The 26,096-nt window shown below is 42.4% G+C and carries 20 protein-coding genes; 1 reads left to right on the forward strand and 19 read right to left on the reverse strand.

Annotation, left to right across the window (positions count from 1 at the left end; all coding sequences use genetic code 11):
• Positions 1 to 40 precede the first annotated feature (40 nt).
• Positions 41 to 376, reverse strand: coding sequence for a zinc ribbon domain-containing protein YjdM (locus M3O96_RS07190; protein ID WP_249719655.1), 336 nt, complete (start codon positions 374 to 376; stop codon positions 41 to 43).
• A 305-nt stretch (positions 377 to 681) separates the two neighbouring features.
• Between M3O96_RS07190 and M3O96_RS07195 the strand changes: the two genes are divergently transcribed.
• Positions 682 to 1,056 carry a hypothetical protein gene (locus M3O96_RS07195; RefSeq protein WP_249719656.1) on the forward strand — a complete coding sequence of 125 codons (375 nt, stop codon included), beginning with the start codon at positions 682 to 684 and terminating at the stop codon, positions 1,054 to 1,056.
• A gap of 334 nt (positions 1,057 to 1,390) precedes the next feature.
• Here M3O96_RS07195 and M3O96_RS07200 read toward each other — a convergent pair whose 3' ends face one another.
• The 18 genes from M3O96_RS07200 to M3O96_RS22020 form a co-directional block, all read right to left on the reverse strand.
• Positions 1,391 to 3,295 carry an eCIS core domain-containing protein gene (locus tag M3O96_RS07200; protein ID WP_249719657.1) on the reverse strand — a complete coding sequence of 635 codons (1,905 nt, stop codon included), beginning with the start codon at positions 3,293 to 3,295 and terminating at the stop codon, positions 1,391 to 1,393.
• 74 nt (positions 3,296 to 3,369) lie between these two features.
• A complete protein-coding gene (locus M3O96_RS07205) occupies positions 3,370 to 4,482 on the reverse strand; it encodes an eCIS core domain-containing protein (RefSeq protein WP_249719658.1) in 1,113 nt (370 codons plus the stop codon).
• 37 nt (positions 4,483 to 4,519) lie between these two features.
• Positions 4,520 to 5,830, reverse strand: coding sequence for an ATP-binding protein (locus tag M3O96_RS07210; RefSeq protein ID WP_249719659.1), 1,311 nt, complete (start codon positions 5,828 to 5,830; stop codon positions 4,520 to 4,522).
• 13 nt (positions 5,831 to 5,843) lie between these two features.
• Positions 5,844 to 7,388 (reverse strand): contractile injection system tape measure protein, encoded by a 1,545-nt coding sequence (locus M3O96_RS07215; RefSeq protein ID WP_249719660.1) that lies wholly within the window; start codon positions 7,386 to 7,388, stop codon positions 5,844 to 5,846.
• Positions 7,389 to 7,399: 11 nt separating this feature from the next.
• Positions 7,400 to 11,500, reverse strand: a complete 4,101-nt coding sequence (locus M3O96_RS07220; protein WP_249719661.1) for a PKD domain-containing protein — start codon at positions 11,498 to 11,500, stop codon at positions 7,400 to 7,402.
• Positions 11,501 to 11,502: 2 nt separating this feature from the next.
• Entirely contained in the window at positions 11,503 to 14,484 is a 2,982-nt protein-coding gene (locus M3O96_RS07225; protein ID WP_249719662.1) for a baseplate wedge protein, read from the reverse strand.
• On the reverse strand, positions 14,484 to 18,074 hold the full coding sequence (locus M3O96_RS07230) for a baseplate J/gp47 family protein (protein WP_249719663.1): 3,591 nt from the start codon (positions 18,072 to 18,074) through the stop codon (positions 14,484 to 14,486). Before M3O96_RS07230 ends, M3O96_RS07225 begins: the two co-directional genes overlap by 1 nt.
• Positions 18,075 to 18,080: 6 nt before the next feature.
• The gene (locus M3O96_RS07235) at positions 18,081 to 18,497 is read right to left on the reverse strand and encodes a GPW/gp25 family protein (RefSeq protein ID WP_249719664.1); all 417 of its coding nucleotides are present in this window, start codon (positions 18,495 to 18,497) and stop codon (positions 18,081 to 18,083) included.
• Positions 18,498 to 18,501: 4 nt separating this feature from the next.
• Positions 18,502 to 18,795, reverse strand: coding sequence for a PAAR domain-containing protein (locus M3O96_RS07240; protein WP_113923265.1), 294 nt, complete (start codon positions 18,793 to 18,795; stop codon positions 18,502 to 18,504).
• Between the two features lie 7 nt (positions 18,796 to 18,802).
• Positions 18,803 to 20,572: a type VI secretion system tip protein VgrG gene (gene vgrG / locus M3O96_RS07245; protein ID WP_249719665.1), complete on the reverse strand. Its 1,770-nt coding sequence runs from the start codon at positions 20,570 to 20,572 to the stop codon at positions 18,803 to 18,805.
• A gap of 10 nt (positions 20,573 to 20,582) precedes the next feature.
• The gene (locus M3O96_RS07250; RefSeq protein ID WP_249719666.1) at positions 20,583 to 21,299 is read right to left on the reverse strand and encodes a CIS tube protein; all 717 of its coding nucleotides are present in this window, start codon (positions 21,297 to 21,299) and stop codon (positions 20,583 to 20,585) included.
• Complete coding sequence (locus tag M3O96_RS07255) at positions 21,299 to 21,469, reverse strand: DUF5908 family protein (RefSeq protein ID WP_249719667.1); 171 nt, start codon at positions 21,467 to 21,469, stop codon at positions 21,299 to 21,301. The genes M3O96_RS07250 and M3O96_RS07255 overlap by 1 nt, the downstream gene beginning before the upstream one ends.
• 10 nt (positions 21,470 to 21,479) lie before the next feature.
• The gene (locus tag M3O96_RS07260; RefSeq protein ID WP_249719668.1) at positions 21,480 to 21,977 is read right to left on the reverse strand and encodes a phage tail protein; all 498 of its coding nucleotides are present in this window, start codon (positions 21,975 to 21,977) and stop codon (positions 21,480 to 21,482) included.
• A 2-nt stretch (positions 21,978 to 21,979) separates the two neighbouring features.
• The gene (locus M3O96_RS07265) at positions 21,980 to 22,411 is read right to left on the reverse strand and encodes a phage tail protein (protein WP_249719669.1); all 432 of its coding nucleotides are present in this window, start codon (positions 22,409 to 22,411) and stop codon (positions 21,980 to 21,982) included.
• 40 nt (positions 22,412 to 22,451) lie between these two features.
• Positions 22,452 to 23,867, reverse strand: a complete 1,416-nt coding sequence (locus tag M3O96_RS07270; RefSeq protein WP_249719670.1) for a phage tail sheath family protein — start codon at positions 23,865 to 23,867, stop codon at positions 22,452 to 22,454.
• Positions 23,868 to 23,899: 32 nt separating this feature from the next.
• Positions 23,900 to 24,517 carry a hypothetical protein gene (locus M3O96_RS07275; RefSeq protein WP_249719671.1) on the reverse strand — a complete coding sequence of 206 codons (618 nt, stop codon included), beginning with the start codon at positions 24,515 to 24,517 and terminating at the stop codon, positions 23,900 to 23,902.
• 2 nt (positions 24,518 to 24,519) lie between these two features.
• Complete coding sequence (locus M3O96_RS07280; RefSeq protein ID WP_249719672.1) at positions 24,520 to 25,110, reverse strand: Pvc16 family protein; 591 nt, start codon at positions 25,108 to 25,110, stop codon at positions 24,520 to 24,522.
• Between the two features lie 137 nt (positions 25,111 to 25,247).
• Positions 25,248 to 25,907, reverse strand: coding sequence for a response regulator transcription factor (locus tag M3O96_RS22020; RefSeq protein WP_283773965.1), 660 nt, complete (start codon positions 25,905 to 25,907; stop codon positions 25,248 to 25,250).
• Positions 25,908 to 26,096 lie beyond the last annotated feature (189 nt).

Genomic DNA, 26,096 nt, shown 5'->3' on the forward strand with positions numbered 1-26,096 from the left:
TTTACTTCTGACTTCCTACCTCCTACATCTTACTTCCTTCTCAAGCCTTTTTCACAAATTCTGACTTCAAGGCCATGGAACCGAATCCCTCGATTTTGCAGTCGATATTGTGGTCACCTTGTACCAATCGGATATTTTTGACTTTTGTTCCTGCTTTAATGGGATGTGCAGCACCTTTGATGGGGAGGTTTTTGATGATGGTGACCGAATCCCCATTTGCCAATATGGCTCCGTTGGAATCTTTCACCACAAGTCCTTCTTCAACAACCGCCACTTCCGCTTCCCATTCGAAAGCACATTCCGGACAGACAAATTTGCCATCCAATTCGTAAGTATATTCAGATTTGCAGGCCGGGCAAGGGGGTAAATTTTCCATGGGGTGAAGGTAAGGAAGTTCATCTATTTTTGTAATATTTTAATACAATAGAGGTAATCAACCAAATTTAGCAATTACGTCTTCTCAATGCTCAGTGAAAATAAAATCATCCTAGAATAATTGGAGTCCCTTCCTATTTTTTTACTGGGATATGCATCTATTCCGACAATTATCTATATTTAACTCTTAAGGAATAGAACTAGGAGTTCCCTCCAACACGGTGAAAACACGGTATAAACACGGTCAAAGTGTAAGGGGACTACTACGGAGGGGTAAGGGAAGGTGTACTTTGATATAAAGGAGCTATGGCTAAACTCGTAAGTTGGACCAAGTTTGTAGGCACTCTTGGTGGCATTACATTTTACCTGATGAACGGGAAAAACATTGCCCGGCAGGCAAGACAAAAAAATAGGAAAAGGTATTGGTTGAGCAGGTTTTTTGTTGGAACCAAAAAGATGAATGATGAATTTGGAAGGGCTTCCACGCTAAGCTCATCATTCAGATACCTGGCGCATACTCTCTTGTATCAAATGGATACAGGTTATTTACATTCCCAACTCAGTGGGGCGTTTAGAAAAATTATGCTGACTGACGGCAGTCATGGGCCGGGAAAAAGGACCCTTCTTGGCGGAGATGTCAGCCAACTTCGAGGGAAGGAATTTGCCAATGACTTGCCCTAACAACCAACATGTTTGATTTTTTTACAAGTCGAACTTTTTTGCCTTTCCGGTAAGTGTATGTTTTTGCCATGATTAGTATTTTTTTTGGTTAATTAATTTATTTGGATTGGGATGCGTTCGGATTTACAAGTCAAAAAGGATTTTGATTTGATTTCCCCATATTCCATGAATTCTAAATGAATTTATCTTTTAGATTTTTCGATCATTTAATACGGTTTGATTGGCATATAACTTCCCCCCAAATTGTGTCGAAAGTAAAGGTTCTTTGGCACTCTCGATAATCTAAACCTCAAACTGTAGCGCACCCAAATTATTGAATTATCACAATAAACTGCTACTTATATTTTTTGTCATCAAACCACTTTTGAAGGTCTGGGGAAACAGCATTCAATTTTCCTGAAGTCCAAAAGGAATATGCCTCAGCATAGAACTCCTCTGGCTTATGTGGCCAATTCTCTCGAGCGTAATCCGAAATAGGGGGAATGTTCTTTGATTCTACAAATGCCACAAATTTTTGAACCCTCGCCGACCTTTCATGTGCCAATGCGTTTGCCTTTGCTGCATGAAAGAATTTTTCCTGTTCCTGCTCCACAGGGGCCAATGTCATCAAAATTGCATGCCGGGTATCGGTTTTTGACAATGATTCAAATGCCTTTGTTCTTTCCTCCATTTTCTTATCGACACCAACAATGAAGCTTTCTACCTCGGATTCGGATTTTTCTCTGGATTTGGTTTGAGAATGGAAATTTTCAATTTCGGCACTTAGGGCTTGTACTGATGTCAAATATTGTAAGGCTTCTTCCAGATTTCTCATATCGTTGGTGACACCGCCTATGGCCTTTGCCAAGACTATATCGTGATTTAACTTGGCTGACGAAGTGCTTTGCTCGATTGCATCGAGGTCTGTTTGGCTGATGGCATGTTTTTGGGCATCACTTTCTTTTTTGTCTGAAGCGGTCTTGGCAGTTTTTGTAGCTGCTTCGTCAGCTTTTAATAATTTCTCATTTTTTGTTCTTTCTGTTCTTTTTTGGTCTGCTATCTTCCTCAAGGCATCCATTTCACCTTTCAATTGTTTCTTTATTGTAGGTTCTGACTCTTTGTTAAACTCTTCCACCTTTTTGGTAAGTTCATCAACAGCAAGGTTCATTTCATCGTTGGCCATAGTAAAGGTGATACTACTTTCATTTTCCTTGTTTATCTTAGTGTTATATTCTGCCAAAGCTTTGTTAGAAGCCAAGTTAGCCTGCCTGCTTGGAAATGTAGCAATGGCATGGCCGACTTCGTGTTGCACCAATCTTTTTTGCTCAACTTCCGGAGTTCCCGGTTTAAAATTCAAATCTGCCAATGAAAGCTCATATTCGTCGGTTACCGTTGTATCATTTACCGATTGTTGAGAAGAAAATTGACCTGCTGTTTTTCCTCCCAAACTGGAGACACGTTTAAGAACTACATCTTTTAGCGCATGGATATCTTCATTTGGAATGTTTGCGATCGCCTCCTTCGTGATTCTCAATTCCTCCAAAGTCCATGTGGAGGTACCATCCTCAACTGACTTGAGGGAAAAGGCAGTCTTTATTTCAGACTTTAGCTTGGCAATTGCCTCTTGTTCCTTTTTCCTTGCATCCTCTTCAGGATCTCTCCGTATCGCTTTTGATTTTTGGATGAAATGCGTCAGTTCGTGCGCCAATAACTTCTTTCCGCTTTGGTTATTGGGCTCAAATTTTCCTAAGTTGAAGTAAATGTCTGCGCCATGAGTAAAAGCCTTAGCGCCAAGGTTTTTGCTCAAGGTAGCGGCTGAGGTATCGGTATGAATTTTGACTTTGGAAAAATCCATCCCAAATCCCTGTTCCATTTCTGACTGGGTATTTTTGGGCAATGGATTTCCGCCTCCTTTGGAAGCAAAAAGTTGAGAGGATGTTTTTGAGGAAACCACTGGCGTTTCAGCATTTGTCCTCTTCGTCATCAATGTTTGGCTCAAATTTTCATCACCTTCATTACCCTTTAAGTGGACTGAAGAGGGTTTGGGAGTGAGGAAGCGTTCAAGATTTTGGGACTTAGAATCTGATTCTGAAAGCCTTTGAACTACCTGTTCAGCGACTTGGTCTGCTTCAACTTCATATTTGTCGCCGGGTTGGTTAACTTGAAGTTTGGTCTGGATAGGTGTTGCCGAAAAAAATGATTCCTTTCCAAGGCCTTTTGGCTTAGATTGGGATTTCTTTTTTTCTTGTACAGCCTCCATTTGTATTTCTACTTAAGTTGAATGAGTTTTCTTCTATCTCTTTTTTTCTTTAGAATAATTTAGCTGGAATTTCATTAAAACTTAAACACAAGTCCCAATCCTATTCCTGCCTTTACTTTTCCATTAGATCCGATGTCTATCGGCACTCCAGCTTTAGCGGAAAGCATGTCCGTGATTTTGAGGGAAACTCCGGGTGTGATATTTCCTGAAGGTCCGTTCTTATCCAAAAGGAACTTTCCTGCGATTTCCGGTGTCAAACGGGAATAGGGGAAAAAGACCGCTTTTCCATCCACAGACAGGGAGGGGGAATTTTTGAAGTCCGTTTCGGCTGTAACCCCAGAGTCCAGTTTGAGTTTGGAATCGAATAGTGTCCAACTTCCATTTACTTTGAAATAGGCTTTTGCTTTATCGGGCTTGGAAAGGTCCAAGGGAGTTTCCTCCGCTTTGATTCCTGTTGTGGCAGAAATTCCCGAAGCTTTGTCTTTTGCTACAAGTTCTGCGGAGGTGCTCACGGTATCGCCTGAAGTTTTTTCGGAAGCCTTGGCAGTAATTGCATCGGTCACTTTTTCTTCCCCTGACCTGGTGGTGGTTGTCTTCCCTTTGATTTCCCCTTCTTTGTATTCTGTGGCAACCTCCACTTTGGTTTCAACCTTAGGTTTGTCGTCAGCCTTATCTTTTTGTTCTTCAACTTCTCTTTTGACAGAAAAACCGCTCGACGCATTTGGCTGCATGGTATGGGCAAGTTCATGTGCCAAAAGTCTTTTCCCTACTCCATCTTTTGGGTTGAAATATTTCTTTTGAAAGTAAATATCCGAGCCTACAGTAAAAGCCTTGGCGTTGATTTCCCTGCCCAACCGGGAGGATTGTTCGTCAGAATGGATTTTTATACCGGAAAAATCGCTACCGAAAGCACTTTCCATTTGACTTTTGGTTTGGGGAGAAAGTGTGCTCCCCATTCCATTGGTAGTTTTGAGTTCAGTAGCGAAATGAGAGCTTGGTTCGGTTTTTTTATTTTCGTGAACTGTTCCCATCACCTGCCCGGCCATCTTTTCCGATTCTTTTTCCTGTGGGTCATTTGGTCGGCTTATTTTCAACTTTTCCTGAAATGCATCACCTGTGAAAAAGGGATTTTTCCCATTTGAATTTGTCCTGACTTTCGAGGTTTTATTCTCCTTTATCGCTTCCATTTCCTTCGTTTTTATTTGTAAATGATAATCTCACTTGCTACTTCCCCTCTTTTTCCATTTCCCTCTTTATTCCTTTTATCACCATATCCTTGGTCAATATAAAATCGCGGCTTTCCAATGCGGTCAGGGAAAGGTATTGGATGATGTTGATGATGTGGGAACCGGTCAGTTCGTATTTTTCGGCGATTTCCCTGAGCCCGTTTTCTTTGCTTATTTTGAATTGACTCGGCAAGGATTTTTCCCACAAAACCAGTCTGTCGTCTGCTTTGGGTGCCGGGAAATAAATGATGGCGTTGAATCTCCTGATAAAAGCAGTGTCAATGTTGGTTTTGAAGTTGGAAGCCAAAATCACGAGCCCGTTATAGCTTTCGATTCTTTGAAGCAAGTAAGAAACTTCCTGATTGGCATATTTGTCATGTGCATCCCTGACTCCGGTCCGCTTTCCAAAAATCGCATCTGCTTCATCGAAGAACAGAATCCAATCTTTGTGCTCTGCCTTGTCAAATAGCGTAGCCAGGTTCTTTTCTGTTTCCCCGATATATTTGGATACAACCATGGACAAGTCAATTCTGAATACTTCCTTTCCGGTATACTTTGCCAAAAGTGTAGCAGTAACCGTCTTGCCTGTTCCCGGTGGGCCATAAAACAATGCCCTATATCCCGGCTTTATTTTTCTGCCCAGATCCCATTCTGAAAGCAAGGTGTCTTTGTGCTTGAGCCAGGTCTGCAATTCTTTGACCTGATGCCAGACTTGATCCGGAAGTACAAGGTCCTCCCAAGTCAATTCTGATTGGAGGTGTTCTGCCGGGAAATTGATGCTTAAAGTAGGAAGGGAAATCTTTCCGGTGGTCATCACTTCCACGTATTCAGGATCCATGACCAGTTTTCCGCTCAATCTAGGCTCTCCGGTTTTGACAGTTTCCAGTGATAGGATCCGGTGTTTGAACAATGGATTGGATTGGTCAAAGATCGAGAGTTGGTTCAACCTTTGCTGAATATCCATTCCCGCCAATAGGAAAAGAATGGTTTCTCCCGAGGCAACCATACCTCTATGCTGCTCTGGTTTTACCCCGCCAAACTCAGGAAAATCCCCACCTTGGGGAAGGTATTCCAGAATGATCCTGTCAAAAAACCCCGGTACAATATGGGGAACCAAGGCAGCAGAAAGTAGAAGCAAATTCTCTTTATTCAAATTGTAATGCCTGATTAATCTAGAAACTGTGCTTTGCGCATCGAAAATCAATTCCGTGGAATCCTGATCTTCCAAAATTTTTCCATGGAAAAAGTTGTCGAGCCGGTATTTCAAACCGACTTCCAAAAATTCAATGATGGTTTTTATATCCTCCATAGTCAGCGCATTTTTATTCCCATTCGACAAACATCATGTCATTCATCCAAGGCAATTTGATGATACCGAGTCCCCAAGGCAGCTTGGCCAAAAGCACATCTACCGTTTTTCGTTCTACTTGGAGTTTCCACCCTTTTTCTACCCGGCTGATTTTGCCGTTGCGCTGCAGGAAGGTCTCCCGCAATCCGTCTATGCTAGTATTTTTCAATACTGACCAATGTCCGATTACTGCCTGTAGCAGTTCTTCACATTCAATTTTGGTCTCGGGATTGAGCTCTGTTTCATCCCCCAAAACCTGAAAAACTCCCATCCCGCAAAGGATTTTGTTGAGTGGATAATAATTTTCGGCAAGTTCATTTTCTCCATATACCAAAAATTGGAGCACCCTTGCAGCCAATGATTGGTCGGATTCAGCCAAAAACTTTCCGTTTTCTGTCAGTTGTAGGTTGCTGAAGAGCCCGGCCAAAAATGGATGCAAAAGAACCAAACCTGCATTTTCCACAAATATTCCTTCTTCTATTTCCTGATCTTCCTGTTCTTTTGATCCCAATTGATGGTGTGGTGGATTTGGTCTAGTCATTGGTCTTGAATCAGGCTGTGATTTGGGTAGATGGTCTAATGGCCTGGAATCTTGGGATTTATTATTTTTATTTTGAAGTTCAGCTTGTAGAAATTCAATTTCCTCAAGTAAAAAACTTACTTCTTTCCAAAATGATGGATTCCTTTTTAGGATACTTTGCATTAAATGGGAAATCTTTCTTTGTAATTCAGGGGAATTGGTTTCAAGAACCAAAGACTTCATTTCATTCCATAATTCCTTCTCCTTTCCAGCTTCTCTGGCTAAGTATTCTCCCAATTTTGGGAGGTTCTCGAAAGAAAGGTTGCTGATCAAACTTTCAAGAAAATGGGTAGTTGAAAATGGTTTTTGCTCGGGATCAATACGAACCAATACTTGAAATAATTCTTCTTGGAGACTGGCTTTATCTAGAAAAGAAACCAAATGGAATACTTCGGGATGTAATTTTAAACTCCATGCTGCTATCACTTTTGCAAAGAAATCGGAGCTAAAAGAACAAATAAAACGCTTTTGAAGTACCGGTGATTGATGCAAAATGAACCTGAGGTTTTCCAAAAACAGAGGTTCCAAAACCACAGAATTTTCCAAATCCCTAGGATTTGCAAAAGGACTGTTCCAATGGAAATATCCTTTTTTAAGAAAATGGATAAAAACTTCTTCAGCCTTTTTTCCAACAGGAATGATTTCATTTTTCTCTTTTGATACTGATTTTAAATTTTCATCGAGTTGTATTAAAACCTGTTTTACCAGGTTCTCTTCCCAATTTTCATACAAAATCTTCCCACAATCCAGTTCAAGTTTATCAAAGACAATGGTAGCTTTTGGATCTCCATAATTGTCAAAAGCTTTTTCCAAAGCAGGTTTTATTTTTTCGTAGAATAACAAACCAAGACTGTCCTGCACTCCCAATCCTTCCTCCAACCCTTCAAAATCTACCTGAAGGGAAGCTGTATGGATTTTATGTTTTTGGATTTCGGACATCGTGTATTAAATCAGATAATAATTCCAATATTTTGAAGTCGGTTGAGATATTTTGGCTTGGAACTCACTTCCGCATTTTCCTCTGTCTGGGCTATTGCCGCTCCTATATCATTGGCAATCCTGAGGATAAGCTGGGTCTCTATTCGTCCAAAAGCACCGGTACCCTTCATGGATGCCCATACTATCGCATGCTCTTCAATGAATGAGAAGATATTTTCCATCGGAATTTTTGCCTGATCGAAATCCTCTTTTTGGATACAGACTATATATGTCGCTAAGAGATTCAAGATCCTGTATAGCTCAAAAGCCAAACTTCTAAGTTCTCTAGATTCCAAAATTATATTGTGCAATAACTGAAGCCACTCCATGAATTGGGAAAGCAATCCGGAATTGACAAATTCACTGACAAAGAATTCAATCTGTCTTTCGGAAGTTTCTCCGGCTATATTCCTCATTCCAGTAAAGAACTCCCTTATCTGTCCATAAGGGGAATAAATCTCGATAAACCGCTTGAAAAGATCATTTGAGTTAGGGTTGTCAAATGCCTCAAAAACTCTGAGAATATCGCTGAGTGGTCCGCAGGTTTTGGTCCTGACATCATCTCCTCCATCCCTGACAGCAACGCTTACCTCGACCGAATCACTGGAACTGTTACCGCCTGTATCCGTCACTTTCAGTCCGAATTTGTATATCCCTACCAAAAGTCCGGTCACATTTGTCTGCACCAGATTCGGATTTGTGATTGTCGGGTTCATTGGCCCTCCTTCAAATGTCCAAATGAAATCAAGCGCATCTCCCTCAGGATCGGTGGAATTACTTCCATCCAAAATAACTGTTGCAGTTGTGTTTGGATTTGGAACCAAAACGGACTGGTTCTCGCCTGCCTCTGCTACAGGAGGATTGTTTTGGGGAGCCACTACGGTGATTGCAACATTGTCTTCGGCATCGGCACCTCTGTCATCGGTTACCTTGAGCACAAATACATATTGACCGGGAGACCGGAAAAGCACTCTGGTCTGAACCTGATCAGGTGTTTGGATGACGGCCGATGGACCGCTCTGCTGAGACCAAGAAAATACTACGATCGAGCCATCTCCATCCGTCGATCCCGATCCATTCAAAAGGGTAGTCACCGGTGTTGTAGAAACAAAATCGATGTCCTGATCCGGTCCGGCGTTGGCAATCGGAGGGTTGTTTTTAGGAAGATTTAATGTGATGGTTACTGTATCCTGGGCAGAAGCCCCTTTGTCATCTGTCACTTTCAGCGCAAAAACATATTGCCCCGGATTTTGGAACTGAATAATGGTCTGTACCTGATTGGGTGTAATGATGACTGCTGATGGGCCGCTTTGTTGGGTCCATAAAAATTCAATTATGGTCCCATCTGTATCTGTGGATGCAGACCCATTCAAAGTAACCGTGGCTGATTCAACAATAGTTATGGTCTGATCGGGACCGGCATTGGCTACAGGCCCTTTATTTTCAGGTTCTTTTTCTTCAGGGATCACATAGGCGATCGGTGGACAGTCACTGCAGCAGAGATAAGGAAGGTAAAAATCAGCGATCACAGTTCCTTTGGCAATAGGTGTTGCCTGTTCGCGGATGGCTTTGTCCCGAATATTAAGCGCGTCAAGTACACTTTTGGCTGCGTCTCCGAGATTCAGTTTTTTGATCAGGTCCGATGCAAATTCGAATTCTGTGCGTTTTGCGGAGATGGAAAGTTCTTGGAAACCCTTACCTATGTTTGTTGAAATGGTTGCTTTCTGAGGTTCTGCTTTTTCTGCCAAAGTCTCTTTTGCCAATAAGTTTGTCAGGTTATTTCTAGTAAATAAATCAAGATTTAAGTTTGGATTTGCCAATTCAGGCAAAGTCAAAACCCTTTCTACTTCACCATTGTACACCAGGATGAAAGTGCCTCCTTTAGTCACTCCGGCTTTATGTTCCAACCCAGGATGCTTTTTAAAATACTCATTGAAGTTGATCGCAGCATGGTACTGCTCCAACCTTTTGATGTATTCTTCCTTCAGTGCAAAAAGTTTTTCATTGGCGCATTTGAAAAGCAGTTCATTGTTGCTCGCAGAGAAATACTTCTTGATCTCTTCATTTTCAGAGTTTGTAGCTTCTTTGATCAGGCTGGCAACGGTTTTGGAATAGGGAGTCCACAATTTGTTATAGGCCTCTTCGTCGAATTTGTCGAGATCGAAAGAAAGCAGGTACTTCACTATTTCTGCCAATTGCTGGAGAAAAATCAACAACAAATCAGGTTGCCTGATGATGTGTTCAAAAAGTGCTTTTTGGTCAACGATAAAATTTGACACATCTTTTGCCACAAAATCTGCGAGCTTTTCACCTGGTTCGACATCCCGTAATGCAAGATTTTTGATGATGTCTCCATTGGAAATACTGATAGCTTGGTTTTTGGAAAGGTCAGCCTTGATGGTTTTTTGCATATCCACCAGATTTTTGGAGATATAAAAATCCCTTTTTAAGGTCAATCCACCCAGATCTCTATTTGGTTCGATGGTTCTTTTTGGCCGAAGATTACCGACATAAGCCATGATTTGTTGCAACTGACAGACGATTCCGGTGATCATCACCCGATAGTCAGACTCAAGATCCTCTACATGGCAGCAGATTTCTTTGCCGTTCAATATTGCGGACAGGTCGATGGCATTGAGCGCCAAAACATCAAAAGGAAGGTTGAACCGTTGCTTTTGGCGGATGATTTCAGTCAATGCAGATCGGTAATTTTTGCCGATATGGCCTTCGATCCGGAAGGCATTGTACCTTTCGATGTCATACAAAAGCGGGTTTTTGATCGGTTCCGGAGCATCGGTTTGAAGTGCTGCACGGTATCCCAAATTGAATCTTTGATTGCCCGAATAACTTCTGCTAAAATACCATACAGGATTGACCGCTTTCCAATCATAATAATAAGGAATGGCTCTGTAGCTGATAAAATCATATCCCAATGTGTTTGGGGTGATGGCGATAGCTTCGCTGCTCTGAAGCTTATCTCCTATAAATCCCCTGACCATGGCCACCAATCTTTCCAAAAGGAGGATCGCCTCATCAGTATTTTTGCCCTGTCCATTCAAAATTGGGGAAGATTCGAAATAATGTCTCTGGGTATTTCTTTTTCCCAAAAGGGTATTTTCACTCGCCAATCCCAAAGTCAGGTGCATGGGAAAATCCATTTCGTCCGGACAGCATTCCCCAAAAACCTCCCTTACTTTTGCCCTGAATTCAATGTAGGCTTTGAGGAGGTCGTCGACAAAATCATAAAAATACTGCGCAAAAATCCTTTGTCCAGTCTTGCCTGAGAGGTTTTTTTTGACTGTGACCAGATTCAGTCCTTTCAGTGGATTTTCAGCAGGGAGTCCTAGCGGAACTGCAAACCTGTCCCAACTTCGGATGAGGTTTTGGGAAAGCTTGGTCAGGGTGCTGTCGTCGGTGATCGCCAAAAACCCATTCAAAATATCCTCAGCCGTTTTCATATCCGCAACAGGTACATTGAAGCGCTTTAGAAGAATGGAATTGAAAGTAATGGCTTTGCTGGAATCGAAAAGTGACTTTTTGACCAAAAGAACCCTGAGAATGAAGTCCATTCTGCTGCCCTTGTCATTGCAATCTTGGGTATCACAGTTTTTGAGATCTACCTGCTCGGCTTCTATAAAAAGGACAACAACATAATCCTGCCTTTTTATGGTTGAGATTAATTTTTTTCCGACAGTCTCTTTATCATTATCAGGGATGAGTTGGAGGATATCCTTGGTGCCATAATAAGGAACTTTATCGCGGTTTTCTTCGCCACATTGGGTCAAAAAATAGAGGTCATTGGGAAGTGCAGGTGGTGAATAAGACATAAAATGGGTGTAATTGGTATCGCACAACTGCATCAGGTATCCTTGGGAGGTCAGTCCACAGCCCTTGCTGATGCTGATGGCAGTATTGGAATTATTGATTTCCAAACCGCAGACGATACCTCTGCCTACCAGTTTGATACGCGTCAGCCTTTCCTGCTGCTCCAGGTAGTTCAACAAGTTGTTCAGGTGTCCATTGGACAGCACCTGATCAGCTTCAAAAACGGGGTATGATTGAATAGGCTGCATGATTATAATTTTTGAGTTCCTAAAATGGTTTTGCCCAGCATGACCGGGTTTTTGTCGGCGTCACTTTCTTCACAATCATGAAGTGTGGCCTTTGGATACACAGAGTTGAGTTTTGCCAATATTGCCAGCATCCTGTCATTGGCCTCCTGATACGTTGCATGGTTATTTCCTGTCGCTTTGAAAGTTGCCAGTTCTTTGATCCATGCTTTATAACTTGATTCAAATTCCCGAAGCTTCTCATTGCTGACCCAACAGATTTTCAATTGAATATGGGCCGGGGCTTCTTCCCGGATTTTCTTTTCGAAGTACTGACGAAAGGCCATATCGTCGAAATGCATAGGCCAATGCGGCAAAACCACCGAAGCCCTGAAGGAATAAATGTCCTGCTCGCAGGGACAGTCGCAGTCGTGCAAACAGACTTCCATCAATTTGAAATTCTTGCTTTTCGGCCTCAAAAGAAGGTGCTCAATCAGGTGGAAGCCCTCCGGGTCATTACAGTCCAAAGCCATCTCCTCGGTGATGTCCTGTATGTTTGCTAGGGCATCTTCTTCAGTAGCAAAGGTATTTTCACTCTCAAGAATGATTACGTTCTGCTTCTTGAGCTTAATTTTTTTGGTGGTGTAATGGTAATTTTCTGGGTTGGCTCCCAACTCCATCACATCCGCCAGTACCGCTTCTGCTTGTGCTTTGTCTTCAAATTTCTTCGAAACCAGTCGGATACCGTTTCTGGAGGTCAGGGAAAATGAATGTATGCAATGAATGGTTTCTCCGACTTCTTTTTCCTCGCAGAGGATTTCTACATTTTTCATGCAGTAAAGAAACCGTCTTGTAAAATCCCTGATGCCGGTCAAGTGGCTGATTCGTTTTTCAAGTCCGGACACATTATCTGTATCCCAAAGCTTGGTTTGATCAAGTTCAAAATTTTCATCCTGGGGAAAGTAATTGAATGCCAAGGAACGGGAATAGCTGATTTCGGGATAGGCTTGCAGGGTTCGGATTTTGATGTCGATGATTTCTTGGGGTTCGATTTTTTCCAGACTGATATTCTCCAGATTGATCCTGTACATGAGCAGTGCATAGTCATTGAAGGACTCCGAAAACCGCGCAAGAAGATGGTCTAGAAACCTGTTTCTTCTCTCAAAAAACTGGTTTTGATTCTCGTAAAGTCTTTGCCACAAAGCCTGACTCTCAGGATCGAGCGGATCGTTGGCTATGGCCTTTTTCAAATCTGTGTGAAGGACCCCGTCGATTTCCCGGATGTTTCCAAGGTATTGGGCAAAATAGGTTTTCCTGATTTCGTCTGTGGAAAAGAGGCTCTTGGCATTGGAAAGCTGAGCATTAAAATCTGCCAACATTTGCTCAAAAAACATCAGATACCCTTTCAGTTGCTGCTGCTGTGCAATCCTTAAATTGTCTGCTTCGGGCGGAAGTCCAAATTCTCCGACACCATACACCATCGGTAAGTCATATTGGACCGGCCAATAACTCAAGGTGTCTCTTTTTCTTCCTTTTGGAACGGGAAGGTCAGCAAAGGTAGGCACCAATTTACCAATGGATCTTTGGGCGTGGAGTAGCTGCACGGTATCGCGGACTTCTTCATACTGAGACAAAAATGGAAAACCGTCTTTAAAAAAAAGGATTTTAGAGAAGCTCGCACTCATTACAGGCTTGTGCAAGGAAGCTACAGGCATGCACCAAGAGATTCCTTTTTGACCGGGAACAGGCTTTCCGTCTCTATCATATTTCGTCATCAGAAAATTTCTGATCCCCCTTACTCCTTTGATGTCCATCAGTAAATTGATGATGTCCGAGGCATAGATGACGGTTCTCAGTTGGGCTTTTTCTATTTCTTCGGTATCGATAAAGCCATGTGTCAGTCTAGGTCCCTCAAAAATCTCCTCTGTCGGGATGCCTTTTTCCGTCATTTCTTTGAGGGTGAAAAATGAAACCCGTGGGTTAAGGTAATTTTCAATAGTGTAATAGATCTCCGCTTGCACTTGCTCGATATCAGTATCTGCGGTGACATCGACATCAAAACAAAATGCGATTTCCTCAGAATCGATCGGTTGTACGCTCACAAAATCCTCGCACAGGTTTCTATTTTCATGCAGGGTCTTGAAGGCGTTTTTGAGAATAGTATTGGCTTTGGATATTTTTTCTAAATAGCTTTCTAAAATCAAGGTTGCAAAAGGAATGTCCTGCAACATGAAAGACACATGGCTATCAAGAATTTTCCCTTTAGATGGGTTTTTTGGGATACTTACCCTGAATGGAACTTCAGCGATTTCTCCATCCGGCAATTCGATTTTGAAATGATAGAACCAATTCTTAGCAGGATTTTTTTCAATAGTAAAAATGGAAGTATCCTCAGTCAGAATTTTTTTGTTTACCTCTTTGATACTTGGCAGTTCAAATTTGAGTTGAAACTCGCCGGCTTCCATATCCACCATGGGAGAAAAAGTAAAGGGGATATTTTCCAATTCAATGTCGCCGGTATTGAGATCTCCGAGTTCGAGGTCAATGGAAAGATCCAACAAGACCGTATAAAGGCCCTTTAATACCAATTTCTGATCTGTTTTCTCGAATTGAAGTTTGTCCTCTTCGCAATTGATGAAAATGGGGACTTCCTGTTTTCCGTCAGTAAAAAGCCAGGCATTGTTGATTCCGGGGATGTCTACCAACAGTTTTCTATAGTCCGTAATCGTCAAAGGAGCAGAAGTCAAGATATGCCTAGCCGTAAAAAAAGTCTGCCCTGTAGCTTGGGTTAGGAGGTCTTTGATTTCAAAATGAGACCTGTACCCGAGTTCTGTGATGGCATAGCAAAGTGCTTCCAAGATGGTAATACCCGGATCATGGCTATTGTAGTCCGTCCAGATATTGCTCGATAGCTTTTCGATATAGCCCAATCCTTCCTGACGTAGCCGCTCAAAGTCCATCGAATGGGCTAGAACGGGATTTTTTGGTATGGTCGGAGAGGTCTTCATCAGCAGTCGCAGGTTTGGATTACTTGGATGATATGGCGTGGAGTTGCTAGGTTAGATTCCTCAAAATGCGAAACCAATACCGATCTCGAACTCGATGCGGTAATTTCTTCCAAGTCATTGTTTTTTTTGGCGATTTTCCCCTCCTCGTCTCGGATGATGTGGTGGATCTTGAAGCAACTCAGAAAATCCACATAGGGTCTTTCTTCCACAAAATTGATGAGGGTTGACTTGTTGATTTTTCCTCCAAATGTGAGCTTTTGGTTACTGTCCCAAGCCCAAGGGCATAGAAACTGTTCGATTTCAATATCAAGGAGATTTCTATAAAAAACCTCGTCCATATTGTCATGAAACCTAACTTCAAACTCCAGCTGAACTTCTTCAAATTGTGGGTTGACCACATGGAGCTGCGCAAATGGATTTTTTAGCTTTTCAAGAAATAGACTGATATCGGTAAGTGTGCCTACGGAAGTATAGGGTCGTAGTGGATTGATGTTGGTTTTGTTTTTGAGGTCGGGGATACAGATTACCGTGACATGGCCGGGGAAGTTTTCGCAGAAAATATTCTCTCCGTTTTTTTCATAAAACCCGGTATGGTTGAGGCACTTTGTCTGATAGACTGAAGGAAACTCCTGTAGAATCAAGTGCTCGTAATCCCAAATACTGATAGCCCTTTGCTTGTGTCTGAGTCGCTCGCTGACTCTTTGGTAATAATCGGGATCGCTTTCCCTTACCCTTCCACCTGTAGAATCAGCGGGTTGGGTTATGGATTTGATGGCACTGTCCGAATGCTTGAGCTTGCTGATTGAGCCTGGTGGAAGGAGGTTTCTGAATTCAATGCCTTCCTGTTCGGATTGTACCAATTCGGTCAATGCACCTTGTGCTTTGATATCTATGATTTTGCAGACTGCATCTGTATTGGCAGCGACCGAGGCTTTGACCCAAATCAGGCCGCTAGTCACAGCGGTATGATTTGATCCAGCTTCTTTCGGAATGCCAAAGGTTACGATTCCTGTTCTGGTGAGATTGATCGTCCCATCGATTACTTTGTTGGCTTCAAATTCCACCCAATTATTTTCTTCTTTTAAAAAAGACCAACGGACAGGTTCCTGTGCTTTGAGTGGATTGGAACTGCCATCAGCAAGAAGAAAAAGCATGTTGATCGTTATAGGCACATTGGCTTTGGCTATTCCTATCAAGAGCTCCCCTTCTTGGCTGAACCGGGGGACAAGCGATTTTTCTCCTGGAATTGGTTTGAAATACCCAAAAGGAGAGAGGTTAAAAAATGCATGTTTTGGATTTGAAGTTGCATTGATTGGGATGTTTTCAGATGCTGTGTAATCGATGGAAAAAGATTCAGCGATGACTTCTTTCGGAACCGGAACAGAATTTCCAGTCACCTTGAGCAAACCTGAAATCTCTGATACCTTTTTAAGGTTGGCTGTCAAATTTTGATCGAACAGCAAGTTTTCAATTTCTATGGCTTTTGCTACTGCTGGATTGCTTTCTACTTTAGTCACCTCGATGGGCTGAAAACTTCCCTGTTGGGAATTGATCACAATGTTATCCAAAGCCTTGTTGACTTCGGACATATGGGTCGCAAGAGAATATGTGTTGGTATCTAGCCTGATTCTGAGAAATCCCTCAAAGGATTTTGCCTGAAGGAATTCATTGCTTCGGAAGTCTAGCGAAGCCTGTTTGAGAAGATTGCCGGCGATGTTTTTCTGAACCAGATAACCATTCCCATCTTTGGGAAAAGGATAGGTTTCCCAGTCGTTGCCATGCAAGTATTCACAATAGATCGGTACGCTGACCGGTAAATTGACCTTGATGGATTCGAGATTTTTCTGAAAAATTTCTCTGGAACCAATGTAAAAACTCGCATGCTGTTTTGGAAAATCACCAAAAGGTTTGAAAGGCTTGGAAGCATCTATAGAACCGCCGTCGCTACTTAGAGAAAGGTCTTTGATGCCAATCACTTTGACCTCCACATGGATAGAGGAGATAGGATTATTCATCAGATCGGCGTACCAAATATTGCGGGCTCCCTGATCGAGATATGCCACCAACAAGGGTAAAGTGGTATTGAAGTTTTTCTTGTGGGTTTTTTCTAGGTAAGGAAGAATTGGTGGCTCCTCTACTCCAAGAGAAAATACAAATGTGATCTCATTTTGGTTGTTTGAAAAGGAAGCATCCACAGATTTTGAAACCCAATCTTTTTCTCCGGTGAGAATGATATCGAAGGGAATGGATTTTTGATTTCTAAGTATTCCCAATCTGGAAATCGCAGTTTTTGATCGGAGCGGATTTTCAAAGTTGACTGTGATCTTGACCGTTCTCTCGCCTTCTTTGAGAAAAAGAAGATTGGAGGCTACTACAAATCCGGCTTCTTGAGTAGGAATCATTTTTTTGTCCCCAAAGGCAAACCAGCTTTTGTCGTCTCCTTCGAATTTGCCACCGATTCCAGCAGGACTATTGATGACAGGAAATGCCAAAAGGCTTTTGTTATGGATCTGAAAAGCTTTGATTTCTTTCACTTCAGCCTGATTAAACACCACGTCTTGGGTCAGGCGATAGTTCATTTCTTTGCCATTTGGGTCTTTTCCCCCCTTAAACAAAGTTCCCTTTGTCAGCAAATGCTGATCGATGTGTTTTTGAAGTCCGACCGTCAGATGTACCTTATTCGGAACAGGATTTTGGTTTTTAAGCCTCAAGACATCTTTGTAATAAAAATCAAGGTGCCTGACGCTAAAATCATTGAGACTGGTTTGTGCGGCATTGAAGAGTTTCAGAAATGCCAAAAACAAACCATAATGTGGTTCGTGGTTGGAATATTCATTCAATGATTTGGTAAAAAGCTCTTGGGCTTTTTGAAGAATGGAAGATATTCCGCTTAGCAAAAGGGAAATCTGGTTATTGAATAAATTGTGGTTGATGACATGGCTGATCTTTTCTCTGATCTCAGTTCCGGGAATGGTGATTTTCAGTTTTTCAGTTGTCAGGGAAAAATAAGTCAATGTCAGCCCTTGGTGAGAATCAATGGTGTTTAGGGGTGCTGTATTGTCGGTTTGGTTGGAGATGGACAATAAAGCTAAATTGTACGCCCTGAAATTATATAGTTTAGAAAATGGTGTATTGAGTTTGGTTTGGATGACAGACTTGATGGTTTGTTGGTGGTCTATTTCTTCCTTCAAAAATCCGCACTGCTCGTCAACGGTTTTGGCGAGAGAAAAGAGAATATCAAAAAGGAATTTGAACTGTAAACTTGCTTCTGCATCATCAGAAGTGGCGATCCCAAGTTTGGTTTTTTTGTAGAGGAGCTTGATATAGTCCGACACTTCCAGCATATCAAGTGAAAGTAAAACGGCCAACACTACGGAGATATCCACTTTCATTAAGGATTCCCAAGTGCCTGCATCGGTATTATCCAAATCCTTGTATTTAATGTAGGCCGCATATTTTTTTGCAAATAGGATCAAATCCTCCATAGACCTTTCGTCCACCTTGGCAAAGGTGGGAGGAAGGGCTTCCAGTTTTCTTGTCAACCGGTCCACACCTTCTCTGGTCAATGGGTTTTTGTCGTTGCAGGCCATAATGCTTTAAGTCAGTTCAGTGCCTTCAGTTTTATAAAATGGAAATACAAAGTTGAACCTTGAATTGGTCGCCCTGACTTTGTAGGAAATGGTTATCAAGATTCTTCCTTCAAGTTCGCCGGTATCATCAAGCTCGATTTTTTCGGCTTCGATTCTTGGTTCATGGTAGAGGATCGAGGTTCTGATCAGGTCTCTGATGTAGGTTTTGAATGTCGTTGTAAGCGGTTCAAACACCAGTTCGTGGAGGTCACATCCATAATCAGAGCGCATCACTCTTTCCCCTCTTTTGGTTGAAAGCAGGATTTCTAGGCTGCTTTGGATGTCAGCCTCATCACTGAGCATTTTGGTTTTGCTTCCCTCGCTGTCAAACTGTGGAGGGAAACTCCAACCTGTTCCAAGAAATGAGCGGTGTATATTTTCCATTTTTTTATCCTCCAATGATTACTGTGGGGCAACCTAGTATAATTACTCCTCCGTGTGCCGTAGAATCCCCCATCCTTGCAGCAGGTTTTCCACCGATCAAAACCGTCCCTGAACCGGCGATAATCGTGTCAGGTGGTCCGACACACACTGCTTTGTCTCCTACTCTCGCAGCTGGAAGCCCTCCAATCAGGACAGTAGGTTCGCCGGCAGGCAATATGGGCCCACCCACATGAGGAACGGGCCCAGGCTCCACCATGGGGCAAATATGCATATCTGTGATCCTTGCAGCTGGGGGCATTTTTCCTTTAATTTATTTTGACCATACTACCTTTGACATTGACCATGGCTCCTTCGAGGTCAGCTGTGCCACCGCTTTTTAGATTTAAAGTGGCACCGGCTTCAATACTTATTTTCATATCTGCTTTGAAGGCCATTTCCGGAGCGGCGAGGCTTATTTTGGTTCCTCCTTTGATGCTGATTTCTTTTGGTGATTCCATAGAAATACCGCTGTCATCCATCAGCATGACGTTACCGATTGGATCTTCTACCTGTACTGTTCCCGCGGTATCATCCATGGTAAATTTCCTTCCCCCGGGAGTTTCTATAACAATGCTTTTGTCCCCATCGTGGATCGTGATTTTGATTTCAGACCTTGAGACATAGCCTTTTTTGTCATTGGATTCTTCGGGTTCCAGTGGCGTCGGTTTGGCGCTGCTGTGTACCATTCCCAGAATGATAGGATGGGAAGGGTCCCCATTCATAAAGCCGATGATCACCTCATCTTCTATTTCAGGTCTGAAAAATGTGCCTCTGTTATTTCCTGCGTCCAGCGTGGCCACGCGGGCATAAATACCTTCGTCATTCATATTGACCATCGGCAGGCGAACTTTGACTCTGCCTTCCCCAAGAGGATCCATGATATCAGTAACGATTCCGATTTGTAATCCCTGGATAGCTGAAAATTGACCGCTTCCCGAACTGGAGTGAAAGGGATTGTATTTCTCAGTAAAAAAATCTTCTTCCCAGCCTAAAGTGGCTTCAGTTTCCCAATTCCCGTTTCTCGTCCGGTGCTGCACGGCACTTACAAAAGCTTTGCCGCTGAATTGATTTCCGACACCATTAAGTTCTAGCCAATCTCCGGGATTGATTTCAGAGCTGCCCGAAAAAGTCACTTTTCCCTTTACTTTTGAAAGGGATTGTTTTTGCTTTTTGGAATCCGCAAGGGATTGCAAGGCTTCGCTTGTCAGCATCACAGGGGTTTTGATTTCAAATTCCTGCCCATTGATTTCGGCCAAATCTGAAGCTTGGATATTTCCAGGGGAAGCACCATTCAAGTCTGCCCCTTCTGTTTCCAAAAGCGTTTGGTTGGCATAGTCCCAAGAAAACGCTTTCACCGCTGTGGACTGGGATCGGGCATCAGTATCAATTTTCAATGAAATGATGTCTTCTCCATAGGTAAGCGACAAGACAGGATCTTGTGTTGGATCAGGCTTGAAAACAGAGAATTTTTTGCCATCCATCCTGCAGGCCATGCCATTGGAGTCGATCCTGCTGAGAATAAAATCCCAATCACTGACATTGGCCTGGAGCAATTGCTCATTTGAACTTCCAAAAGAAGGGATATCCAAATCGGTTATTCCATTTTCCAGAAGGATATTTTCCACAATCTCATTGTCTTTGAGCTCATTGAAATGCCTGTTTTTCTTGGAAACAGTCATTTTGACTGCCTCATGTTTGCAGGTCAGGTTGAGCGTGGTCTGGCTTCCGCTGATGATATGAGAATTACCGATGATAATTCCTCTAAAAACCGATTTGTCATCTGTACTGTACCCTAGTTGGATATCGATGCTTTTTCCCAAAGCAAACTCACCGCTATTGCCGACCGAAAAATCTGAATCCGCCGCCGAACCATCCGCCAACTTGATTACAGCAAAGGGGATTTTGTTGAGTTCCTTGTAGACCGTAATGTCCAGAATTTGGATTCGGCCCGAAACCTCCTGATCGGGAAGTGCACCTGGACCGCTTCCCAAAAGGATTTTCAAAGTCACAAGTTCATGTAGGCCAGATAAAATCATTATTTTGGGTTTATTTTGCTAAAGGAGGAAAGTAAATTTTTGAGCCCGTGCGAATGTTCCTGAAACTGTCCAGGGAATTGAATCCGGCGACATTGATATAGTGGATATCATTTTCATAGATTCTTTCTGTAAGCAAATCCAGCCTGTCTGTTCCTTTAAAAATCCGCTCGTGGGTAATGTCAGGACTTTCGCGGTTTTCTTCCGCCGCCCTTTCCACATCGGCGATGCTCTCTGCAAACTGACATTTTGCAATTGCTCTAATTGGCTTTCCATCCGGCGCAAAAACCTTGTATTCAATATCCATCTGTTTTAATACTCCTTTGAACAAGAGCTCTCCCCAGTGGATTTTTAAGTAGTAGGGACGGTGTTTGTCAGATTGGTAATCAATGATTTTGTGCTTAAAGGATTCTATCTGCTCTGTGACATTGGCTGGTTTTTCAAAGGGATTGGCAATGCCCAAGCTGAGGACAGACATATCTTTGACAACCCCTGTGGCATCAAACAAAAAATCAAAATGGAAATCTCCGGGGAGAATTCTGTTGAATTTCATGTTTGCTCCTGAAGTCCCCGGCGCTTGGGTGGAGTCAAATTCAAATTTGTAGGAGACATTGTATGTCGCGGGATTGACCAATGCACTGAACTTGTTGTCAGGAACAGGGATTTTAAATTTCGCATCGCTGTATGCCTGCACATATAATTTTTCGGCTTTTTGGCCAAGATCGATCATTATCTTTCAAGTTTTAGCTGAATTAATCTCAATACTTCTTCAGTCACTTCCTTTACAATTTCCTGTCTCAACCGCTCCAAATCCTGTGGATTGGAATTCTGTGGAGATTGATTTCCTGCATTGTTGCTCACCGCAGCTCTAATCTGGAGTTCTCTGATTTCTATTGGCATAGGAGAAGGGTTAAATTCCAACACTACCGGATGCACTGATATTTCCTGCCATGGAAAGCGCAGAGTCCAGACTGATGATATTGAAATATTGGTAGCTCAGGGTAATAGATTCTATGACAATGGAGCTTTGTTCGGCATTGAAGCCGGAGACAGACCATTTTTTTGGGATGGCATTGACCACATACCAGGATTGGATGGGGATGTGATTTTCATTGAGCAGGCTGATGATGATGTTGACAGGCTCAAAGACAAAATTTTCAAAGGCATTTTTGCACCACATCAAAATCCCTGATCCAATGAACATCCCTCTTTTCAATACCAAGTCCGAATATTTTGCCCTTACGGGAAGCTGCCATGTAAACCTGTTTTGCCCTCCTTCAATGACGGTTTCCATCATCATTTCCATATCCAATCCACTGACTTCCTGAAACCTGAAATCATTTGGGGTTTGGGGAAATAGCTGGAAGACTACTGAAAAATGGAAACCTACCGGTGGATATGAGAACATGGCTACTCGTTTATCATAGTGAGACCTTCATGGGCAATTTCCATCGTTTCGATGGCCGTTTCATTGCCGGTTGCATTGAGGTCGGTGGATTGGACTTTGATCGGCCAAGCGTTTTTTACCCGCCACACCACTACTGGATTGTGGCTTTCATCCAAAAGAGAGATGATCAAATCCCTTCTTTCGATGGTATTCAAGGCAACGGTATTCCACCATTGGTAGAATTGATTGTCACTTTTGAAAATGCCGCGTTTCAGAGTGATGTTGGAGAAGCTTTGTAAGCCGGGCATTTTGATTTTAGAATATTCGGGACTGGCACCGTCCCGGTACTCAATGGGCTCGATGGTCACTTCTAGTCCGGTCACTTCACTGAATCCGATTTTTGTTCCTCCCCAGTCGACCTGGAAATGGAACTTGGGAAGAGGATAATTGGCCATGATATTTTTGGTTAAATGTTTTTAGGATTAATTGAGAAAATTAGGATTCCTGCATTTTATGGGAGAAGCGCAGGATGATGAATTCAGCAGGACGGACTGCGGCCATGCCGATTTCGACGATAAGCCTTCCTTCCAGAATATCTTGGGCGGTCATCGTCTGTCCCAAACCGCATCGTACATAAAATGCATGCTCGGGTTTGGCGCCTGCCAGAGCACCTTGTCTCCAGAGAAGGGTCAGGTAGTTTTCGAGCATTGCACGAAGTTTGACCCAGGTATTGGCGTCATTGGGTTCAAAGACAAATTGCATCGTTGCTTTTTTGGAAGATTCTTCCACCATGATAAAAAATCTTCGGACGTTGATATACCGCCATTCATTGTCATTGCCGGCCAAAGTTCTTGCTCCCCATACCAAAAATCCTTTTCCTTGGAAAAGCCTGATGGCGTTGACAGATTTTCCAGAGGTAGGATCGATATTCATTCCACCCTGTTCGGCTTCACTGATCTTTGCGGAAAGGTCATATACCCCATTAAGAGAGACATTTGCCGGAGCTTTCCATACTCCTCTCGATCCATCGACTTTGCCATACACGCCTGCCATGGCTGAGGAAGGTGGGAGTGAGGGGCTCAATTTTTCTCTTATTTTGGCTAGCGCAAAATTGTAGATTGATGTTTCGGTATTGACCAAAGTAGATAAAGCCACTGCCGCTGCTGCTACTCCATTTGTTGTAATAACAACATCCACATCTGCATCGTCATAGGCAAAATCAAAAGTGGTCTTTAGATATGGATAATAGACTGCACCATAATTAAGGCTGTCATTTTTCGTGAACGCACCCCTGAATCCACTGATGGTGGTGGTATTGTTGGTTCCTGCTGTATGGACATCCAGAATGGTAAACCTATCCTGAAGTTTGGCACATTGGTCAATTGCTGCGGATATCAAAGCATAATAACCAGCTTGATTGAGGGTGTTTACAGCATCAGGAAACACCAAGAGTGTAGGCTCATCTTCGGCTTCGCAAGCCAAAAGCCCGGCATCATAATCAATAGGATTTGCAGCCCCAGTTGTATTTCCTATAGAAATGATATAACAGGGTCCGCCTCCATTGGAAAAATACATTCTGATGTTATAATACATCGTATATTCCGATTGATCGGTAATGGTGGCATCACCTGTCATAGAGATCCTTACCCCGTTTTCGGTGCTGATATCCACGGTCACTTCGATGCCTTCTTCTTCTTCAGCTTTCCCAAAATAGTTTTCATATTCCTTCAGAGAAAAAATTTTGGTAGGTACATTTTCAAGTGATTCTCCGATTTGGTTGACTGCACTCTGCGTGTAGCCGATAAAAGCCGGAACAGCGGTTTCGACTTGGGCTACGGATGGGGGAAACAGGGGGATTTCATTGATATAGACTCCCGGTGTCTTAATGGCGGATTCATTGATCTGTGACATTGGATAATGGTTTTATGGTTTCTTGGTTTTTTTCAGTTGTTTAAATGAATGGTGAACAAATGTTCATTTTCATTACCATTTGCAGCGGTATAGAATAGGGTTTGGGTACTTACATCTGTATATATTCTATGAGTACTTGAGCCTTCTGTGACGATATCGATTACTCCAAAACCGCCACTCAGATTGACTGATTTGGTGGTCCAGCTGCCGGGATTTCCGGGTGAAAAAACTGGTATCAAATCTCTCGATGGGAGCGGACCTAAGGTCGCACCTGCAAGAGACATTGAGTTGGCGGAGGCCCTGATATTGATCCGAAACCTGTAGAGGTTTTCTTTGCCGTGCGTGACGGATACACCTGTATGTTCTTTGACCGGACTATTGACACTGAATAAAAATCTAGCACTGAAATTACTTGGCAACCTGAAATAGGGAGAGTCCTCATTGCTTTTGACCCGGACAAAACAAAGCAACATATCTTGCCTGATTCTGAAATGGATATCATGTTTTTTGAATAAGGATGCTGTTAAATGGTCGGGCGTGATGGTCAGTGCCTCTGTAATCAAACCTCCGGAAGCGCCGGAATAGGGGAAAGCTTGGTTGTCAAACCGGATGGAAAATAATTTTTCGAACTTCCAAATGATCCTATCCATGGCTATAGGTTCTTGTTGTTGAACTGCGCATCGATCGTTTTGACCAAAGGAATTTCCACACCCTCATCCATGCTGTCTATGTATGCCAACCTCATTTTATAGACTACAGAGGGGAGATATTTCCCGCCCATAATTCCCCATAGCTGGTTGAGTTCTTCAAAATTGGTAGAATGGAGGTCAAAAATGATTTTTTCCAATCCAAAGTCCGGAAGATTGGGAATTTCTGCAACAGTTAAAATTGAGTTTCGCTGAAAGAAGGAAATGACTTGAGAGATTCTTTGAAGACCAATGTTGTATTGGGACTTATTGGCACCTATCAGCAAGTAAATGTTCAAGAAAACCCCAGGATTCCGGGCAACACCTCTTGGCAATCCTGCATTGTCAAAGACCTGCCTGTTGGCAGCCATATTTCTGAGTGTACTTTCCTGCTGGATATTTACCACCGAGACCACCACACGGTCTGCAATGCTGTTTTCACTTTCGGCTTGGGCTGAGTCTGCCATGGATAAGTTTCCAAGCATGACATCGGGTTCGACTGTACCAATATGGTCGTTCAACAAAACAATTACAGTATTTAATACTTGGTCTATCATGTTGCGAGACAAAATGTCAAAAATGAAATGAAACAATTTCCGTGGATGATTTTTAAAAGTTAAAAACCTCCCAACTTAGAGTAGTTATTCAAATTTGACCATTATATACTGCAAAAAAATCCATGAAAATATGGATTTTAAAAAGTCATGGAATTCATGGATGTCTGGTAGATATTGCGAGAAACTGCCTCCCGCACTAGGCCTGCGGTGTTGCGTACGCCCATTTTTTGGATCAGGTGGAGACGGTGGGTTTCTACGGTACAAAAGCTGATAAAAAGCTTATTGGCAATTTCCTGAGTGGTGTATTCTTCCACTATCAGAAGGAGGATTTCTTTTTCTCTTTTTGTAAGCGCCCTTAGGGTTGTACTCGATTTGCCGATGTCTAGGATATTTTGTGTCAGGAATAACCTCAACTGAGGATCTATGTAGATGCTGCCTTTTTCACTTTGACCGATCGCTTCTTTGATATTCTTGACGTTGCAATGGGGCAAAAAATATCCCGAAATCCCTGTTTTCAAAAAATCCTTGACAAGTATGGGGTCTTTGCTTTCACAGAAGACAAAGACTTTGGACTTGGGAAGTTCTATTTTGATTTGCTTACAAATTTTTACAGGAGATTTTTTTTCATTGGAAACCACTATCCAAAGAAATTCAGTCTTATCGCTGGATTTGAGCTTTTGCTTGCTAATATCCTCGAAACTTAAATTCTCTACTTCTGTCTGCCCTAAATTTTCCAACACTAAATTTAATCCTTTTGACAATAGGGTATTTTCTCCAATGATAAAATGATTTTGCATGGCTAAGAGGGTTTAAAAATGATCCTAAATTATGGCCTCCCCTTTTTTTAGCCTTCTTAAGGCTTGTTTGGGTTAAGCCTAAGTCACTTTATCCGAATTAAACATACTTTAGATAAAGACTTATTGTAGAGAGGTTTATAAATTTAACAATAAAAATCGATTTTCTACAAAAGGGCTTTAGAAAATAAT

Origin of the sequence: Aquiflexum sp. TKW24L (genome assembly GCF_023502205.1) — a bacterium.
Classification (GTDB): Bacteria; Bacteroidota; Bacteroidia; order Cytophagales; family Cyclobacteriaceae; genus Cognataquiflexum.

Bases quoted from the DNA above. Each gene is read 5' to 3' on its own strand.
- M3O96_RS07205 (WP_249719658.1), bottom strand. From the start codon at position 4,482: ATGGAAGCGATAAAGGAGAATAAAACCTCGAAAGTCAGGACAAATTCA.
- M3O96_RS07190 (WP_249719655.1), bottom strand. From the start codon at position 376: ATGGAAAATTTACCCCCTTGCCCGGCCTGCAAATCTGAATATACTTAC.
- M3O96_RS07240 (WP_113923265.1), bottom strand. From the start codon at position 18,795: ATGCCCCCAGCTGCAAGGATCACAGATATGCATATTTGCCCCATGGTG.
- M3O96_RS07270 (WP_249719670.1), bottom strand. From the start codon at position 23,867: ATGTCACAGATCAATGAATCCGCCATTAAGACACCGGGAGTCTATATC.
- M3O96_RS07250 (WP_249719666.1), bottom strand. From the start codon at position 21,299: ATGATCGATCTTGGCCAAAAAGCCGAAAAATTATATGTGCAGGCATAC.
- M3O96_RS07280 (WP_249719672.1), bottom strand. From the start codon at position 25,110: ATGATAGACCAAGTATTAAATACTGTAATTGTTTTGTTGAACGACCAT.
- M3O96_RS07235 (WP_249719664.1), bottom strand. From the start codon at position 18,497: ATGGAAAATATACACCGCTCATTTCTTGGAACAGGTTGGAGTTTCCCT.
- M3O96_RS07200 (WP_249719657.1), bottom strand. From the start codon at position 3,295: ATGGAGGCTGTACAAGAAAAAAAGAAATCCCAATCTAAGCCAAAAGGC.
- M3O96_RS07210 (WP_249719659.1), bottom strand. From the start codon at position 5,830: ATGGAGGATATAAAAACCATCATTGAATTTTTGGAAGTCGGTTTGAAA.
- M3O96_RS07230 (WP_249719663.1), bottom strand. From the start codon at position 18,074: ATGGCCTGCAACGACAAAAACCCATTGACCAGAGAAGGTGTGGACCGG.
- M3O96_RS22020 (WP_283773965.1), bottom strand. From the start codon at position 25,907: ATGCAAAATCATTTTATCATTGGAGAAAATACCCTATTGTCAAAAGGA.
- M3O96_RS07225 (WP_249719662.1), bottom strand. From the start codon at position 14,484: ATGAAGACCTCTCCGACCATACCAAAAAATCCCGTTCTAGCCCATTCG.
- M3O96_RS07275 (WP_249719671.1), bottom strand. From the start codon at position 24,517: ATGGATAGGATCATTTGGAAGTTCGAAAAATTATTTTCCATCCGGTTT.
- M3O96_RS07255 (WP_249719667.1), bottom strand. From the start codon at position 21,469: ATGCCAATAGAAATCAGAGAACTCCAGATTAGAGCTGCGGTGAGCAAC.
- M3O96_RS07265 (WP_249719669.1), bottom strand. From the start codon at position 22,411: ATGGCCAATTATCCTCTTCCCAAGTTCCATTTCCAGGTCGACTGGGGA.
- M3O96_RS07215 (WP_249719660.1), bottom strand. From the start codon at position 7,388: ATGTCCGAAATCCAAAAACATAAAATCCATACAGCTTCCCTTCAGGTA.
- M3O96_RS07195 (WP_249719656.1), top strand. From the start codon at position 682: ATGGCTAAACTCGTAAGTTGGACCAAGTTTGTAGGCACTCTTGGTGGC.
- M3O96_RS07220 (WP_249719661.1), bottom strand. From the start codon at position 11,500: ATGCAGCCTATTCAATCATACCCCGTTTTTGAAGCTGATCAGGTGCTG.
- vgrG (WP_249719665.1), bottom strand. From the start codon at position 20,572: ATGATTTTATCTGGCCTACATGAACTTGTGACTTTGAAAATCCTTTTG.
- M3O96_RS07260 (WP_249719668.1), bottom strand. From the start codon at position 21,977: ATGTTCTCATATCCACCGGTAGGTTTCCATTTTTCAGTAGTCTTCCAG.